14 protein-coding genes and 2 pseudogenes are annotated in these 15,781 nt (G+C 68.8%); 9 read left to right on the top strand and 7 right to left on the bottom strand.

Annotated elements, in window-relative coordinates:
• Nucleotides 1-57: 57 nt before the first annotated feature.
• Both typA and BW730_RS00250 read right to left on the bottom strand, forming a co-directional pair.
• A pseudogene (typA, locus tag BW730_RS00245) lies at nucleotides 58-1,919 on the bottom strand (translational GTPase TypA).
• Between the two features lie 64 nt (nucleotides 1,920-1,983).
• Nucleotides 1,984-3,027 carry a LacI family DNA-binding transcriptional regulator gene (locus BW730_RS00250; protein ID WP_077684555.1) on the bottom strand — a complete coding sequence of 348 codons (1,044 nt, stop codon included), beginning with the start codon at nucleotides 3,025-3,027 and terminating at the stop codon, nucleotides 1,984-1,986.
• A 143-nt stretch (nucleotides 3,028-3,170) separates the two neighbouring features.
• Between BW730_RS00250 and BW730_RS00255 the strand changes: the two genes are divergently transcribed.
• The 5 genes from BW730_RS00255 to BW730_RS18820 all read left to right on the top strand — a co-directional run bounded on the left by BW730_RS00255 (nucleotide 3,171) and on the right by BW730_RS18820 (nucleotide 8,707).
• Entirely contained in the window at nucleotides 3,171-4,493 is a 1,323-nt protein-coding gene (locus tag BW730_RS00255; protein WP_077684556.1) for an extracellular solute-binding protein, read from the top strand.
• 119 nt (nucleotides 4,494-4,612) lie between these two features.
• Nucleotides 4,613-5,503 (top strand): carbohydrate ABC transporter permease, encoded by an 891-nt coding sequence (locus tag BW730_RS00260; RefSeq protein WP_226996913.1) that lies wholly within the window; start codon nucleotides 4,613-4,615, stop codon nucleotides 5,501-5,503.
• Nucleotides 5,500-6,375, top strand: a complete 876-nt coding sequence (locus BW730_RS00265; protein ID WP_077684558.1) for a carbohydrate ABC transporter permease — start codon at nucleotides 5,500-5,502, stop codon at nucleotides 6,373-6,375. The genes BW730_RS00260 and BW730_RS00265 overlap by 4 nt, the downstream gene beginning before the upstream one ends.
• A 23-nt stretch (nucleotides 6,376-6,398) precedes the next feature.
• Complete coding sequence (locus tag BW730_RS00270) at nucleotides 6,399-8,357, top strand: glycoside hydrolase family 3 protein (protein ID WP_226996915.1); 1,959 nt, start codon at nucleotides 6,399-6,401, stop codon at nucleotides 8,355-8,357.
• Between the two features lie 14 nt (nucleotides 8,358-8,371).
• Nucleotides 8,372-8,707: a fibronectin type III-like domain-contianing protein gene (locus BW730_RS18820; RefSeq protein ID WP_226996917.1), complete on the top strand. Its 336-nt coding sequence runs from the start codon at nucleotides 8,372-8,374 to the stop codon at nucleotides 8,705-8,707.
• Between the two features lie 54 nt (nucleotides 8,708-8,761).
• Here the strand turns inward: BW730_RS18820 and BW730_RS00275 are convergent, their stop codons facing one another.
• The 4 genes from BW730_RS00275 to dhaK are packed head-to-tail and all read right to left on the bottom strand — an operon-like array spanning nucleotide 8,762 to nucleotide 11,622.
• Entirely contained in the window at nucleotides 8,762-9,223 is a 462-nt protein-coding gene (locus BW730_RS00275; RefSeq protein ID WP_193432352.1) for a DUF3151 domain-containing protein, read from the bottom strand.
• A gap of 57 nt (nucleotides 9,224-9,280) precedes the next feature.
• Nucleotides 9,281-9,994 carry a dihydroxyacetone kinase phosphoryl donor subunit DhaM gene (dhaM, locus tag BW730_RS20455; RefSeq protein WP_077684559.1) on the bottom strand — a complete coding sequence of 238 codons (714 nt, stop codon included), beginning with the start codon at nucleotides 9,992-9,994 and terminating at the stop codon, nucleotides 9,281-9,283.
• The gene (gene dhaL / locus BW730_RS00285) at nucleotides 9,995-10,630 is read right to left on the bottom strand and encodes a dihydroxyacetone kinase subunit DhaL (protein WP_077684560.1); all 636 of its coding nucleotides are present in this window, start codon (nucleotides 10,628-10,630) and stop codon (nucleotides 9,995-9,997) included.
• Nucleotides 10,627-11,622: a dihydroxyacetone kinase subunit DhaK gene (gene dhaK, locus BW730_RS00290; RefSeq protein WP_077684561.1), complete on the bottom strand. Its 996-nt coding sequence runs from the start codon at nucleotides 11,620-11,622 to the stop codon at nucleotides 10,627-10,629. The genes dhaL and dhaK overlap by 4 nt, the downstream gene beginning before the upstream one ends.
• A gap of 381 nt (nucleotides 11,623-12,003) precedes the next feature.
• Between dhaK and BW730_RS00295 the strand changes: the two genes are divergently transcribed.
• The 3 genes from BW730_RS00295 (at nucleotide 12,004) to BW730_RS00305 (ending at nucleotide 14,209) form a co-directional block, all read left to right on the top strand.
• The gene (locus BW730_RS00295) at nucleotides 12,004-13,287 is read left to right on the top strand and encodes an adenylosuccinate synthase (protein WP_077684562.1); all 1,284 of its coding nucleotides are present in this window, start codon (nucleotides 12,004-12,006) and stop codon (nucleotides 13,285-13,287) included.
• A 3-nt stretch (nucleotides 13,288-13,290) separates the two neighbouring features.
• Nucleotides 13,291-13,533, top strand: coding sequence for a hypothetical protein (locus tag BW730_RS00300; RefSeq protein ID WP_077684563.1), 243 nt, complete (start codon nucleotides 13,291-13,293; stop codon nucleotides 13,531-13,533).
• 118 nt (nucleotides 13,534-13,651) lie between these two features.
• Nucleotides 13,652-14,209, top strand: coding sequence for a DinB family protein (locus BW730_RS00305; protein ID WP_077684564.1), 558 nt, complete (start codon nucleotides 13,652-13,654; stop codon nucleotides 14,207-14,209).
• Here the strand turns inward: BW730_RS00305 and BW730_RS00310 are convergent.
• Entirely contained in the window at nucleotides 14,169-14,687 is a 519-nt protein-coding gene (locus tag BW730_RS00310) for a hypothetical protein (protein ID WP_077687464.1), read from the bottom strand. The genes BW730_RS00305 and BW730_RS00310 overlap by 41 nt on opposite strands.
• Here BW730_RS00310 and BW730_RS00315 point away from each other — a divergent pair.
• Nucleotides 14,686-15,737, top strand: a pseudogene (locus BW730_RS00315) (phosphoribosylamine--glycine ligase); the annotation flags it as partial. The gene BW730_RS00310 and the pseudogene BW730_RS00315 overlap by 2 nt on opposite strands.
• Nucleotides 15,738-15,781 lie beyond the last annotated feature (44 nt).

Below are 15,781 nucleotides of genomic sequence, written 5' to 3' on the forward strand. Positions count from 1 at the left end.
GTCCGGAGTCGACAGAGCCGCGGGAACTCTCGTTCCCGCGGCTCTCTCGGCTGTTGGTCAGGACTTCTTGGCGCGGTTGCGCTCCTTGGCCCGGTCGTTCGCGTTCAGCGTCACCTTGCGGATGCGCACCACGGCGGGGGTCACCTCGAGGCACTCGTCGCCGGCGCAGAACTCGAGCTGCTGCTCCATCGACATCTGCCTCGCTGGGATCAGTCGCTCCAATTCGTCGCCGGTCGAGGAGCGCACGTTGGTGAGCTTCTTTTCCTTCGTCGGGTTGACGTCCATGTCCTCGGCGCGCGGGTTCTCGCCGACGATCATGCCCTCGTACACCTCGGCGCCGGGGGAGACGAACATCGTGCCGCGCTCCTGCAGGTTGAACAGCGCGTAGCTCGTCACCGAGCCCGTGCGGTCCGCGACGAGCGAGCCGGTCGGGCGGGTCCGGAAGTCGCCCGCCCAGGGGGCGTAGCCCTCGGCGACGTGGTTCATGATGCCGGTGCCGCGGGTCTCCGTCAGGAACTCCGTGCGGAAGCCGATCAGGCCGCGGGCGGGCACGATGAACTCCATCCGCACCCAGCCGGTGCCGTGGTTGACCATCTGCTCCATCTGGCCGCGGCGAAGGCCCATCAACTGCGTGACGACGCCCACGAACTCCTCGGGGATGTCGACGGTGAGGCGCTCGATGGGCTCGTTCACCTTGCCGTCGATGACCTGCGTGACGACCTGCGGCTTGCCGACGGTCAGCTCGAAGCCCTCGCGGCGCATCATCTCCACGAGGATCGCCAACTGGAGCTCGCCTCGGCCCTGCACCTCCCAGGTGTCGGGGCGCTCGGTCGGGCGCACCTTGATCGAGACGTTGCCGACCAGTTCCTGGTCGAGGCGGGCCTTGACGAGGCGCGCCGTCAGGTTCTTGCCGGAGCGGCCGGCGAGCGGCGAGGTGTTGATGCCGATGGTCATCGAGATCGACGGGTGGTCGACGTTGATCAGCGGCAGCGGCTTGGGGTCCTCGGGGTCCGAGAGCGTCTCGCCGATCATGATCTCCGGGATGCCTGCGATGGCGACGATGTCGCCGGGGCCGGCGCTGTCGGCGGGGACCCGCTCAAGCGCCTGGGTCATCAGCAGTTCGGTGAGTTTCACGTTCTGCACGGTGCCGTCGGTCTTGCACCAGGCGACCTGCTGGCCGCGCTTCAGCTCGCCCTGGATCACACGGCACAGCGCCAGGCGACCGAGATAGGGCGACGCGTCGAGGTTGGTGACGTGAGCCTGCAGCGTCGCGCCCTCCTCGTAGCTCGGGGCCGGGATGTGGTCGAACAGCGTCGCGAACAGCGGCTCCAGGTTGGGGCTGTCGGGCATCTCGCCGTCGGCAGGCTGCGTGGTCGAGGCGCGCCCCGCCTTCGCGGAGGCGTAGACGATCGGGAAGTCAAGCACCTCGGTTGCGTCGTCGTCGATGAGATCCATGAACAGGTCGTAGGTCTCCTCGACGACCGCGGAGATCCGCGCGTCGGCCCGGTCGACCTTGTTCACCACGACGATGATCGGCAGCTTCTTCGCCAGCGCCTTGCGCAGCACGAAGCGGGTCTGGGGAGCGGGCCCTCGGACGCGTCGACGAGCAGGATCACGCCGTCGACCATCTCGAGTCCGCGCTCAACCTCGCCGCCGAAGTCGGCGTGGCCAGGGGTGTCGATGATGTTGATGGTCGCGGCGGTGCCGTCGGGCCGGGTGTGGTTGACGGCGGTGTTCTTCGCGAGAATGGTGATGCCCTTCTCGCGCTCGAGGTCCATGGAGTCCATGACGCGGTTGTTGACGTCTGCGCCTTCACGGAAGGCCCCCGACTGCCAAAGCATGGCATCGACGAGCGTGGTCTTGCCGTGATCGACGTGGGCGACGATCGCGACGTTTCGGAGGTCTTGGCGAATTGGCACTGGCGGAACTCCCAGAATCGGTAAAAGGGCCGTCGGTAAGTGTAAATCGCCCACGCCGTCTCGCCTAACGCGCCGAGGCCGCGACCACCTCCAAGGGTGCAGCCGTCGAGTCCCGGACGACCAGGGTGGTTGCAAGTCTGACCGGCCCCTCGGTGATGCTGCGGCCCGCGTGCACCGCGAGCAGGGTGCGCACCGCGGAGGAACCCATGTCCTGCAGTGGCTGATGCACGGTCGTGAGCCCTGGCGTCGCGAGGCCCGCCATCAGGGAGTCGTCGTAGCCCACGACGCTCACGTCGTCGGGGATCTGCATGCCGAGGTGCCGGGCGGCCGAGTAGACGCCGAGCGCGAGGGGGTCGTTGCATGCCACGATCGCCGTCGGGCGGACCTCCTCGTCGAGCGACAGCAGGTGCAGGCCCGCCTGCACGCCGTCCTCGTACTCGAACGAACTTCCGACGACCAGACGGGGATCGTGCGGCAGGTCGTTCATGCTGAGCGCCGACAGGTAGCCCTGGAGGCGCTCCGACGCGGGCACCGAGCCGACCGTGCCGCGCACGAAGCCGATCCGGCGATGCCCGAGGTCGACCAGGTGCTGCGTCGCGTCGACCCCTCCGTTCCAGTTCGTCGCGCCGATCGAGGTCATGTCGGCGGGCATCGTGTTGGCCGGGTCGATCGCGACGAAGGAGATGCCCCGATCGCGGATGCGCGTGACCTGGTGGCGCGACAGTCGCGAGGTGACGGCGATCACGCCGAGCCACTCGTGGCCCGCGACGGCGTCGAACCAGTCGTCGCCCAGCGGCGGGAGGGCACCCTGATGCGTCGCCGTGTACTGCGTCACGAGGCCGATGCCCGCCTCCTGGGCCGCCATGGCACTGCCGCGCAGGATGTCGAGCGTGTAGGTGGTGGTCAGGTTGTCGGCGACCCAGGCGATCAGGGGTTGCGGCGCCCCGATCGTCGAGCGGCGGTAGCCGACCTCCTCCGCCGCGGCGAGCACCTTGACCCGGGTGGCATCCGAGACGTCGCTGCGGCCATTGAGCGCCTTCGACGCCGTAGCCCTCGAGACCTGCGCGATCCGGGCGACCTCGTCCAAGCGTGGTTTGTCGTCTGACATGCAGAAACAGTACGAAACATTTTCGACGTTCGCAACGCTCAGCTAACAAAGCACCCCCAAACGTTGACTTCCCGGCGCTCAGAGTTACGATAAATCTCAAATGTTGTTTCGCGAAACTATTTCGTGATGATGTGGAGGTTTCAATGAAGAAGCAGATCCTGGCGTTCGCCGCTGTGGCGAGCCTGGCACTGTCGGCCTGTGGGGGAACCGCCCCCGCAGCGACGGGTGATCCGACCGAGGGCGCGACGTCGCCCGGCGCGACAAGCGCTCCCGCGCAGGACGTGACCCTGCGCTGGTGGCACAACTCCAACACCGGAGAGGGCAAGGACTACTACGACAAGGTCGCGGCCGACTTCGAGGCCGCCAACCCCGGCGTCACCGTCGAGGTCAGTGCGATGCAGCACGAGGACATGGTCACCAAGCTGGAGGCCGCATGGCAGTCCGGTGACGTGCCCGAGATCTACATGGAGCGTGGCGGCGGCGAGCTGAAGGACAAGGTCAACGCAGGCCTCGTCAAGGACATCAGCGAGCCTTCGGCCGAGACCATCGCCAAGCTCGGCGGCAACGTCGCGGGCTGGCAGATCGACGGCAAGACCTACGGCCTTCCGTTCTCGCTCGGCGTCGTCGGGTTCTGGTACAACAAGGACCTCTTCACCAAGGCAGGCATCACCGAGGCCCCCGAGACGTGGACCGACATGTTCGCCGCGTTCGACAAGCTCCGCGCCGCTGGCATCGAGCCCATCTCGGTCGGTGCTGGCGACAAGTGGCCCGCCGCGCACTACTGGTACTACTTCGCGCTGCGCGCCTGCCCGAGCGACGTGCTCGACAAGGCGGTGACCTCGCTCGACTTCTCCGACCAGTGCTTCATCACCGCCGGTGAGCAGCTCGAGAAGGTCGTCAAGGCCCAGCCGTTCAACGCAGGCTTCCTGACCACCCCGGCGCAGGCCGGCCCGACGTCCGCGTCCGGCCTCCTCGCCACCGGCAAGGTCGCCATGGAGCTGGCAGGGCACTGGGAGCCCGGAGTCATGCAGGGCCTCACCGAGGACAACCTGGGCCTCGGCGACGCGACCGGCTGGTTCGCATTCCCGCAGTTCGACGGGCAGAAGGGCGACCCGACCTCCGCGCTCGGCGGTGGCGACGCCTGGGCGGTCCCGGAGAAGGCTCCCGAGCAGGCCGTCGACTTCATCAACTACCTGCTCTCCGACGAGATCCAGAAGGGCTTCGCCGAGCTCGACATGGGCCTCCCGACCAACCCAAGCGCCTCGCAGTACGTGGCCGACCCGGCACTCGCCGACCTGCTCAAGGTCCGCGACAACGCCGCCCGCGTCCAGCTGTACTTCGACACGGCATTCGGCACCGCCATCGGTGGCGCCATGAATGACGCGATCGCGCTCATGTTCGCCGGCCAGGCGAGCCCGCAGGACATCGTCAACGCCACGCAGGAAGCCGCTGACGCGGAGAAGTGACGATGACTCAAGCAACCACTGTGGAGCCCCTCAAGGGCACCCGTGGCGAAGCGACGGGGGGTGGGCGTGCGAAGGGGCGCCCACCCGCCGTGCCGGGGCGCCGGCGCCGTGACTGGAAGATGGCCATCGAGGTCATCGCCTTCACGGCGCCGGCCCTGGCGCTTTTCGCCATGTTCGTCGTGTGGCCGATGCTCAAGGCCATCCAGTTCTCGCTGTTCAAGTGGAAGGGCTTCGGCCCCCTCGTCGACTTCGTCGGCCTGAAGAACTACGTCTCCGTCCTGTCCAACGATGTCTTCATCGGGGCTCTCGGCCACAACCTGTTCATCGTCGTCGCATCGATCGCCATCCAGCTTCCGCTCGGCATCGCGATCGCCCTGCTGCTCAACCGCAAGATGCGCTTCCAGGGCATCCTGCGCACCGTCGTGTTCGTGCCTTACGTCCTCGCCGAGGTGATCGCGGGCGTCGTGTGGTTCCAGTTGCTCCAGCCCAAGTACGGGGTCATCGACTCGGTCCTTGCCGCCATCGGCATCCAAGGCCCCGCCCAGGGCTTCCTTGGCACCCCGGAGTACGCGCTGTGGACCGTCATGGTCGTCCTGACCTGGAAGTATCTCGGCCTCGCCATCATCTTGTTCCTCGCGGGGCTCCAGAGCGTTCCGCAGGAGCTCGACGAGGCCGCCCAGATCGACGGCGCCTCGTGGTGGCAGACCCAGTGGCACATCACGATCCCGCTGCTCGGCCCCACGCTGCGCACCTGGGCCTTCCTGTCGATGGTCGGCTCGCTGCAACTCTTCGACATGGTGTGGATCCTCACCAAGGGTGGGCCGGCCAACGCCACCACGACCATGGCCACGTTCCTGATCAACGAGGGCACCAAGCGGTCCAACTACGGCATCGCGGGCGCCGCCTCGGTGATCCTGTTCGTCATCGCGCTGACCATGGCGCTGCTCTACCAGCGCTTCATCCTGCGCCGCGACAACGAGTCCACCGACCCGAAGAAGGCCCGCCGATGACCGCCGCCACCATGACAGCAGCGCCCCGCGAGGACGCGACGCCGACCCGCCGCCGACGCAGGCGCACCAACCCGTTGGTGTACTTCGTCGCGCTGGTGCTCGTCGCCTTCACGCTCGGCCCCGTGCTGTACGCCATCCTCGGCGGCTTCCGCACCAACGCCCAGCTCGCCGCCAACCCGGCGGGGATGCCCGACCCGTTCGTGTGGAGCAACTACGTCAACGTCCTCACCGACGCCCGGTTCTGGACCTACGCGCTGAACTCCTCGGTGGTGGCGCTGCTCACCACCGCGATGGTCGTCGTGTTCGGCCTGATGGCGGCCTACCCGCTGTCGCGCTACCACTTCAAGTTCCGCGAACCGCTCTACATGATCTTCGTGGCCGGGCTGCTGTTCCCCGCGACGGTTGCCGTGATCCCGCTGTTCATCATCATCTCGAAGGACCTCGGGATGAGTAACACGTGGTGGGGCCTCGCGCTCCCGCAGGCCGCGTTCGCGCTCCCGATGACCATCGTCATCCTCCGCCCGTTCCTCCAGGCGATCCCCTCGGAGATCGAGGAGGCCGCCTTCATTGACGGCGCGAGCCGGCTGCAGGTGTTCATCCGGATGATGGTGCCGCTGGCGGGCCCGGGCCTGGTGACGGTGGGCGTGCTCGCCTTCGTCGGCTCCTGGAACGCGTACCTGCTTCCGCTCCTGCTGCTGCAGGGCAACATGCGGACCCTGCCGCTCGGCGTTGCCGACTACTCCTCCGAGCACTCTGCGGACACCGCGGGCGTCTTCGCGTTCACCAGCCTCGCGATGATCCCGGCGATGATCTTCTTCCTCACCATGCAGCGCCGCATCGTCGGCGGCCTATCCGGGGCGGTCAAGGGATGACCGTCGAAGGGACCACACGATTCATGAAGACCTGGCACGACACCACGCTCGACGCGCCCAGCAGGGCGCGGGCACTGCTCGCCGAGCTGACGCTCGAGGAGAAGATCGCCCAGCTCGGGTCGTACTGGAACCGGCCGAAGAGTGAACCGGAGGCTGAGGACGGCGACCATCACGACGTCGCGCCGATGGAGCACGCCATGCGGCAGGCCGCCTGGGACGATGCGCACCGCAACGGCCTCGGGCACCTGACGCGGATCTTCGGCACCCAGCCGGTCACCGTCGAGGAGGGTCGCGCCGAGCTTCGCGCCAGGCAGGCCGACGTCACGTCCGCCTCCCGGCTCGGGATTCCTGCGCTCGCGCACGAGGAATGCCTGACCGGGTTCACCGCCATGGGCGCCACCGTCTATCCCGCCGCCATCGCGTGGGGCGCCACCTGGCGCCCCGAACTGGTGCGGGAGATGGCCGCGCGGATCGGTGCCGACCTGCACGCCCTCGGCATCCACCAGGGCCTCTCGCCGCTGCTTGACGTGGTGCGCGACTATCGCTGGGGCCGCGTCGAGGAGACCTGCGGCGAGGATCCCTACCTTGTCGGGACGCTCGGCACCGCCTACGTGCAGGGCCTCCAGCAGGAGGGCGTGCACGCCACGTTGAAGCACTTCGTCGGCTACCCCGCCTCCCGCGCGGGACGCAACCACGCGCCCATCTCGATGGGCCGCCGCGAACTCGAGGACGTGATGCTCGCGCCCTTCGAGATGGCGGTGCGTGAGGGTGGCGTCAAGTCCGTGATGAACTCCTACTGCGACATCGACGGCGTCCCCGCGGGTGCGTCACGATGGCTGCTCACGGAGGTGCTTCGCGAGCGCTGGGGCTTCGACGGCCCCGTCGTTTCGGACTACTGGTCCGTCAACTTCCTCACCTCGACGCACCGGATCGCCCCGGACGAGGCGACCGCCGCGGCCCGTTCCATCACCGCAGGCCTCGACATCGAACTCCCGGACACCGGTTCCTACGCCGCCGTCCCGGAGGCGATCGAGCGCGGCCTGATGACGGAGGCGGACCTGGACGTCGCGGTGCTGCGTGCCCTGACGCAGAAGGCCGAACTCGGCCTGCTCGACGAGCGACCCGAGATCGCAGGGGGCGAGCGGCCCGACGCCGACCTCGACTCGGCGGCCAACCGGACTCTCGCTCGCCGCGTCGCCGACGAGTCGATCGTGCTGCTGCGCAACGACGGCATCCTCCCGCTGAAGGCCGACCCGGGCCGGGTCGCGCTGATCGGCCCCGTCTGGACCGACGTCCGCTCGTTCCTCGGCTGCTACGCCTTCCCGAACCACGTCCTCTCCCGGTACCCCGGCGCGAAGACCGGCCTGCACATCCTCGGCATCGACGACGTGCTCCACGACCGCTTCGAGGGCGTCGAACCGATCGCGGGCTGTGACTTCATCGGCGGCAGCGATGAGGACCTGGAGGCGGCCGTCGCGGTCGCCGCGAAGTCGGACCTCGCCATCGTCACCGTCGGCGACATCGCGGGCCTCTTCGGGATCGGGACCTCCGGCGAGGGCTGCGACGTCGACCAGGTCGCGCTGCCCGGACGGCAGGGTGAACTGCTCGACCGGGTGCTCGCGACCGGCACCCCGACGGTGCTGGTGCTCGTCACCGGCCGCCCCTACGCGCTCGGCGACTACGCCGACCGGTGCGCCGCCATCGTCCAGGCCTTCATGCCGGGCGTGGAGGGCGCGGAGGCGATCGTCGACGTGCTGACCGGCGACACGAACCCCTCGGGGCGGCTGCCCATCGCGATCCCAGCGCACCCGGGCGCGCAGCCCGGCACCTACCTGGCGCCGACGCTTGCGTGGTTCTCCGACGGCATCTCCAACCTCGACCCACGCCCGCTGTACCCGTTCGGGGCGGGGAGTCCTACACGACGTTCGACCTGTCGGACGCGGCAGTCTCCGCCGAGCAGATCCCGGTCGACGGGACCCTGAAGTACAGCGTCACGGTGACCAACACCGGGCACCGCCCCGGCTCCGAGGTCGTCCAGTTGTACCTGGAGGATCCGTGGGCCGAGGTCGTGCGGCCGTTGAAGCAGTTGATCGGTTACCTCAAGGTCGATCTGGCCGATGGCGAGTCGCGCCGCGTCACCTTCGAGGTGCACGCGGACCGGACCTCGTTCACCGGGACGGACCTGCAGCGCATCGTCGAACCTGGCGAGATCCTGCTGTCGGCCGGACGTTCGTCCGAGGACCGGTTGCCGGGGCTGTCGGTCGAACTGGTCGGCGACCGCAGGGTCGTCGGCGAGGGAAGGGTGCTGCTCACCCCAGCGTCCGTCGTCTGAGCTTGCGCGCCGGTCCCGCGACCTTGAGAGGGTTGCGGGGCCGTGCCGCGCGGCTCAGGACTCGGCGTCGAGCGTCTCCTCGCCGTCGCCGGACAGGACCAGGTAGGCCTCCTCAGACGAGTCGCGCAGGAACTGGGCGCAGCGCTCCTGTTCCTCGGTCTCGCCGATCCGGCCCGCCGCGACGCTGAGCGCCCACAGCGCGCGCAGGAAGCCACGGTTGGGCTCGTGCTCCCACGGGACCTGGCCCGATCCCTTCCAGCCGTTGCGGCGCAGGGTGTCGAGGCCCCGGTGGTAGCCGGTGCGGGCGTAGGCGTAGGCGGCGATCGCGCTGCCGAGGTCCTCCTCGGCGAGGCAGGTCTCGGCGAGCAGCGCCCAGCACAGCGACGACTGGGGGTGGGCCGCAACGACCTCGAGGAAGTGCTCGCGGCCGCGCTCTGAGATGTCGGCCAACGCCGGATCCTCCGGCAGACGAACCACGACGTTGGAGGCCATCAGGTTGGGGTGCGTCTCGCTCATGGGGGACAGCCTAACGCCGGGCGACGCGGACATGGTCCACGACGCCCGGCGTTGGTGCTATTCGCCGAAGCCACCAACGATGAATGCCGCGAGGGCGTCCACCGCCTGCCTGGCTTCGGGTCCTGTTCCGATGAGGTGCAGCGTGTCGCCCTTGCGGGCGTTGAGCGTCGCCAGGCCGATGCTGCTGGTGGAAGACACCGGCCCGATGACGCCGTTGCTGACCTGCACGTCGGCGTCGAACTTCCTCGCCTCCGCCACGAACAGCGCCGCTGGTCGGGCGTGCAGGCCTGTCTCGTTGACAAGCACCGCCTCGGCCGAGGCCTCGCCGTCCTGCGCGGAGACCTGTTGCGTGGCCGCCGGAGGCTGCTCGCCGACCGCTCCCAGTTTCGGGAGCAGGGCGTTGTTCGCCTCGCCCGCGACCTCGTCGATCGTGGCCCCGCCGACGGCGCGGATCACGCCTGCGACGAGCCCCTCGACGAATGGCGCGGGCAGGATCCGGACGTCGGAGTCGGGCTGGCCGTACAACTCGATGCCGAGCTCGGCGCTCATCAGCGCCGAGCCGATGTCGACGAAGACGACGACGCCGTCTCCCTGGTCGACCTCGCCGATGGCCGCCATCACGGCGGTCGCGTCGGTGCCGAGGCCCCCGTCGATGGTGCCCGCCGCCACCCTGATGGGCGGCGGGTCGCCGTGGACCATCTGGAGCGCCAACTCGACGGCCGCGTCCGCGAGGGGGCGGCTGTGCGAGACGGCGACGATTCCGACGGCCATCTACGTGCCGATCGCTTCAGCCAACGCGTCGAACAGGTAGGTGGACGACGTGGCCCCTGGATCCATGTGGCCTGCGGAGCGCTCGCCCAGGTAGCTGGCCCTGCCCTTGCGGGCGACGAGCGGGGTCGTCGCGTCGCGCCCGGCGGCGGCGGCCTTGGCCGCGGACTCCGTAGCGGCGTGCACGTCGGCCCCGTCGGCCAGTGCCGCGTCGAAGGCCTCGATCGCGGGCGTCAGCGCGTCGACCATGGTCTTGTCGCCGAGCTCGGTCTTGCCCCGCGCGATCAGCCCCTCGAGGCCGGCGTGGAACGCCTTGGAGAACTCCTCACCGGAGAGCTCCGTCACCGCGCCGGTCGCCATCCCCATCTTCATCAGCAGCGTCCCGTACAGCGGGCCGCTGGTGCCCCCGACGGTGCTCACCAACGTCATGCCCGCCTTCTTCAGCAGGGCATCGACGGTGTTGGCCTCGTCGAGATGGGTGACGACCGCGGCGGTGCCGCGCGCCATGTTCGCCCCGTGGTCGGCGTCGCCGATCGCGGAGTCAAGGTCGGTCAGATATGCCTTGTTCTGCTCGACGATCTCAGCGAAGCGGCGGAGCCATGCGGCCAGTTGATCCAGGGTTACCTCAGTTGCACTCACAGGCCCCACCGTAGCCCCGCGGACTGGACGGGGGCGTCCCACAGGCGAATCATCTCGTCGTCCGCGCGAAGCAGCGTCAACGAGCAGCCGGCCATCTCGAGGCTGGTGATGTAGTTGCCGACAAGGTTGCGCTCGACCTTTACCCCGGCGTCCTCGAGGAGGGCGATCACCTCGGCGTACATCACGTACAGCTCGATCAGCGGCGTGCCTCCCATGCCGTTGAGCATGGCGATGACGGGTGCGCCGGTGAAATCAAGGTCGGCGAGGATGGGCTGGACCAGTTGCTCGGCGACCGAGTGGGCGTCGCCGATGGGCTCGCGGTGTCGGCCCGGCTCGCCGTGGATGCCGATGCCGATCTCCATCTCGTTCTCGGGCAGGTCGAAGGTCGGCTTGCCAGCGGACGGGACGGTGCACGAGGTGAGCGCCATGCCCATCGAGCGGCCGTTGTCTGCGACCTTCTGCGCGAGCGCCTGGATGGAGGCGAGGTCGCCGCCCTCCTCGGCCGCGGCGCCGACGATCTTCTCGAGGAGGACGGTCGTGCCGACGCCGCGTCGACCCGCGGTGTAGAGCGAGTCCTGGACGGCGACGTCATCGGCGACGACGACGGTCGCGACCTCGATGCCCGCGTCTGCGGCGAGTTCGGCGGCCATCTCGAAGTTCATCACGTCGCCGGTGTAGTTCTTGACGATGTGGAGCACGCCCGCGCCGTTGTCAACGGTGGTGGTGGCGGCGAGCATCTGGTCGGGGGTGGGGGAGGTGAACACCTCGCCCGCGCAGGCCGCGTCGAGCATGCCCGTGCCGACGAAGCCGCCGTGCATGGGCTCGTGGCCGGAGCCGCCGCCGGAGATGATGGCGACCTTTCCGCCGTCCTTCGGGGTTGCCCGGTAGATCACGCGATTCTCGAAGTCGACCCGGACGTCCTTGTCCGAGGCGGCGATGCCCTTCAGGGCGTCTGCGATCACGTTGTCGGGGTTGTTGATGAGCTTCTTCACGAGAGCCTCCTGCGTCGTTGCACTGGGCGCCAAGCGGGGCGCACACTGCCATTCTGGCATCGACCTGACGGCCAATGGGAGGGTTCGACGCGAGATCACAGCCCGGGGGCACGATCGTGCAGCGGCGCCCTCGTCCGGCGGGACGACGTGCCGGCCGGACAACCGGATCCGTCGCCCGTCGCGGCCGGTCGGGGTGACGCGGGGGCACGGAAGATGACCGCGTCCTGACAACGCACGATCCCGCCCGTCGTGGAGATGTGAGGCGGAAGGTTTGGTCATCGGCAATCCCCAGTGGACGGCGCTCCGGTAGACTGCGGTCGCAAGGCCCCCGGGAGAATCTTGTGGGGCTTCCTCTATGCATGTGCCAAGGATGTGACTTCCATGCCGAGTGTTGTTGTTGTTGGCGCCCAGTGGGGCGACGAAGGCAAGGGCAAGGCGACCGACGCTCTGGGCGAACGCGTTGACGTGTGCGTCCGCTACTCGGGCGGCAACAACGCCGGCCATACCCTCGTCGTCGGTGGTGAGAAGTTCGTCCTTCACCTCCTGCCCTCCGGCATCCTCAACCCCGACACCACGACCGTCATCGGCAACGGCGTCGTCGTCGACCTCGACGTGCTTGCGGAGGAACTCGACGTCCTCCACTCGCGCGGGGTCGACGTCCCGCACCCGCTGATCTCGGCCAACGCCCACATCATCACCGAGTACCACAAGGTGCTCGACAAGGTCACCGAGCGCTTCCTCGGCAAGCGGAAGATCGGCACCACCGGCCGCGGCGTCGGCCCCGCCTATTCCGACAAGGTCAACCGGATCGGCATCCGCATCCAGGACATCCTTGACGAGTCGATCCTGCGCCAGAAGGTCGAGGCGGCTCTGGCCCAGAAGAACGAACTGCTCGTCAAGATCTACAACCGGCGCCCCATCGAGCCGGAGGAGATCGTGCAGGCGCTGCTCAAGCACGCCGACACGATCCGCCCCCACATCGTCGACTCGGGACGCTACGTCAACGACGCGCTCGATGAGGGCAAGGTCGTGCTGTTCGAGGGCGCGCAGGCGCACCACCTCGACGTCGACCAGGGCACCTACCCGTACGTCACGTCGTCCAACCCGACGGCGGCGGGCGCGACGACCGGCGGCGGCGTCGGCCCGACCAGGATCGACCGGACCATCGGCATCGCCAAGGCGTACACGACCCGCGTCGGCGAGGGCCCCTTCCCGACGGAACTCTTCGACGAGGACGGCGAGGCGCTGCGCGCAAAGGGCGGCGAGTTCGGTGCGACCACGGGTCGCCCGCGCCGCTGCGGTTGGTTCGACGCGTTGCTTGTCGAGCAGGCCGTCAAGCTGAACGGCTTCACCGACATCTTCCTGACAAAGCTCGACATCCTGAGCGGCTGGGAGAAGATCCCGGTGTGTGTCGCCTACGAGGTCGACGGCGTGCGCCACGACGTGATGCCGATGACGCAGTCCGAGTTCCACCACGCCAAGCCGATCTACGAACTGGTCGACGGCTGGGCGGAGGACATCTCGAAGGCGCGCTCCTTCGACGATCTTCCCGCCAACTGCCAGGCCTACGTCCGCCGCCTCGAGGAACTGATCGGCTGCCGCATCTCCGGGATCGGCGTCGGGCCGGGCCGCGAGGAGTCGGTGACCATCAACGACCTGATCTGAGCGATGACCACCCGCAGGCTGGTCGTCACCCTCGTCACACTGTTGAGCCTGTTCATGGTCGCGACTGTCGTCGTCGCGATCTGGCAGGAGGACTTCAACTGGGGTTGGTGGTGGACGGTGCCCGTCGGCGGCGGGTTCCTGCTGCTGATCATCGGGTTCCGGGTGCTCGTGCAGCGCTCGCAGGAGGCCGCGGAGCGCGCCGACCTGTTGGCTGACGCTGGGGGCGACCCTGGCGTTGAGCAGTAACGCGAGGTCGATCGCCAGAAGTGCAGCGCACACCGCGTTTTCGGGCATCGAGATCGCAATGCTGCTCAACGGTTGGTCACCCCGGGAAACTGTCGGGGCCGGCCCGTAGCGTGGTGCCATGACCGAACGCACCGATCTGATCGAGACCCTCGCCCGCCACCGCGGGTTCCTGCTGCAGACGGCCGAGGGGCTGTCCGAGGAGCAGGCCCGCACCGCGAGCACCGTCAGCGCGCTGACCATCGGCTCGCTCCTGAAGCACGTCGCCGACACCGAGGAACAGTGGATGGGATTTGCCGTCCATGGCGCCCAGGCGTTCGAGGGCGGGGGAGTCTACGAGTCCGACGTCGACTGGGACGCCGTCGCGGCCGAGGGGGAGAGCAACGACGGTGACTGGTCCGACAGCGAATGGGTCGACGACCGCTTCACGCTGAGCGACGCCGAGACCCTCGACGTGCTGCGGGCCCGGCTGCTGGAGGTCGCGGCCGCCACCGAGGCGATCCTCGCCGAGGCTGACCTCGACGTGTCGCACCCGCTGCCGTCGGCCCCGTGGTTCGAGCAGGGTGTTTCCTGGTCCGTGCGCCGCGTCGGGCTGCACCTGATCGCCGAGATCGCGCAGCACGCGGGCCACGCCGACATCATCCGCGAGGCGATCGACGGTCAGAAGACGATGGGCTGACCCGCTCCCCGAACAGGTCGATCACGAGCCGCGGGGTTCGCCACGCGCCGACCTCGGTGAACCAGCGCGCCAACGGGTACGACAGCCTCACCACGTAGTAGTTGACGTACTCGACCAGGCCGAACAGCCAGATCGCCACCACCAGGATCGCAACGCCAATCCGCGCGGGCCAGAAGGCGACGATGAGGATGAGGCCCGCGAGCAGGGCGATCGGGTCGAGGATCCGAAGCACCCGGTAGAGCGAGACGACGGGCTGGGGCGCAGGCCGTTCCAGGAGCCAGCCACGTGCCAGGAGCCAGTAGCAACCCGCCTGCAGGAGGATCAGCACGAGTGGGCCGAGCGCCGCCCAGAGCGCGATCTGCTCGGTGCCGATCAGCTTGGGTTGGACCGCGAACACCGCGCCGATCACAAAGACGGCGGTGGCCGTCAACTCGCCGGTCCCGAGGTTGAGGTAGGTGCGACGCAGGCGTTCACGCATGGTTGACACCCTAAAGGGAGGCGAGTGCGGCGCCGATCGATGGGTGCGCCGATGCCTGAGCCGGCCGAAGGGTGTGGATGTGTCATTCGGGACGTCTCGACGCGCTCGCCGAGCGGGTCTCACCGCTGCACGATCCGGGCCCGGTAAAGTTCTGCCAGTCAGCGCGATCAGGGGCGTCGACCAACGAGTCCGCGGCGCCCTCGGGCCGACCCCGCGCGAACACGCGACGTCGCCCACCGGCCGCGCCGCTAGGCTGACGGCCGTGAAGATCCTCCTCCTCGGCTCAGGCGGTCGCGAGCACGCGATCGGCCGGGCGTTCTCCGTCGATCCGGCCGTCACCGAACTCCACGCCGCCCCCGGCAACCCCGGGCTCGCGGGCATCGCGACGCTGCACGCCGCCGACCCGGCCTCGCCGTCGGCGATGGTCGACCTGGCTGGCGCGCTCGGCGTCGACCTGGTGGTCGTCGGCCCGGAGGCGCCGCTGGTGGCGGGCGTGGCCGACGCGCTGCGCGAGGCGGGCTTCGCCACCTTCGGGCCAGGCGCCGCCGCCGCGGAACTTGAGGGCTCCAAGGCGTTCGCCAAGGAGGTGATGCTCTCCGCCGGCGTGCCCACCGCCGCCGCGCGGGTCTGCGAGACCCTGGAGCAGGTGGAGGCCGCCCTCGACGAGTTCGGCGCGCCCTACGTCGTCAAGAACGACGGCCTCGCCGCGGGGAAGGGCGTGGTCGTCACCGACGACAGGCAGGCCGCCATCGAGCACGCCGAGTCGTGTGGCCGCGTCGTGATCGAGGACTTCCTGGACGGCCCCGAGGTCTCCCTCTTCGCCATCTGTGACGGCGAACGCGCCGTCGCGCTGCTCCCCGCGCAGGACTACAAGCGGGTGGGCAACGGAGACGAGGGCCCCAACACCGGGGGATGGGCGCCTACTCTCCTCTCGACTGGGCCGACGCCGACCTCAGCGACCGGATCATGGCCGAGGTGGTCGCGCCGACGCTGGCCGAGATGCGCCGCCGCGGCACCCCCTTCATCGGGCTGCTCTACGCGGGCCTCGCGCTCACCTCCAAGGGGCTGCGGGTCGTCGAGTTCAATGTTCGCTT

The organism is Tessaracoccus aquimaris, assembly GCF_001997345.1.
GTDB lineage: Bacteria > Actinomycetota > Actinomycetes > Propionibacteriales > Propionibacteriaceae > Arachnia > Arachnia aquimaris.

What these genes read in the sequence shown, in the direction of transcription:
- BW730_RS00255 (WP_077684556.1), top strand. Translation starts at nt 3,171, where the DNA reads ATGAAGAAGCAGATCCTGGCGTTCGCCGCTGTGGCGAGCCTGGCACTG.
- BW730_RS00265 (WP_077684558.1), top strand. Translation starts at nt 5,500, where the DNA reads ATGACCGCCGCCACCATGACAGCAGCGCCCCGCGAGGACGCGACGCCG.
- BW730_RS00270 (WP_226996915.1), top strand. Translation starts at nt 6,399, where the DNA reads ATGAAGACCTGGCACGACACCACGCTCGACGCGCCCAGCAGGGCGCGG.
- BW730_RS00250 (WP_077684555.1), bottom strand. Translation starts at nt 3,027, where the DNA reads ATGTCAGACGACAAACCACGCTTGGACGAGGTCGCCCGGATCGCGCAG.
- BW730_RS00300 (WP_077684563.1), top strand. Translation starts at nt 13,291, where the DNA reads ATGACCACCCGCAGGCTGGTCGTCACCCTCGTCACACTGTTGAGCCTG.
- dhaM (WP_077684559.1), bottom strand. Translation starts at nt 9,994, where the DNA reads ATGGCCGTCGGAATCGTCGCCGTCTCGCACAGCCGCCCCCTCGCGGAC.
- BW730_RS00260 (WP_226996913.1), top strand. Translation starts at nt 4,613, where the DNA reads ATGGCCATCGAGGTCATCGCCTTCACGGCGCCGGCCCTGGCGCTTTTC.
- BW730_RS00295 (WP_077684562.1), top strand. Translation starts at nt 12,004, where the DNA reads ATGCCGAGTGTTGTTGTTGTTGGCGCCCAGTGGGGCGACGAAGGCAAG.
- BW730_RS00305 (WP_077684564.1), top strand. Translation starts at nt 13,652, where the DNA reads ATGACCGAACGCACCGATCTGATCGAGACCCTCGCCCGCCACCGCGGG.
- BW730_RS00310 (WP_077687464.1), bottom strand. Translation starts at nt 14,687, where the DNA reads ATGCGTGAACGCCTGCGTCGCACCTACCTCAACCTCGGGACCGGCGAG.
- BW730_RS00275 (WP_193432352.1), bottom strand. Translation starts at nt 9,223, where the DNA reads ATGAGCGAGACGCACCCCAACCTGATGGCCTCCAACGTCGTGGTTCGT.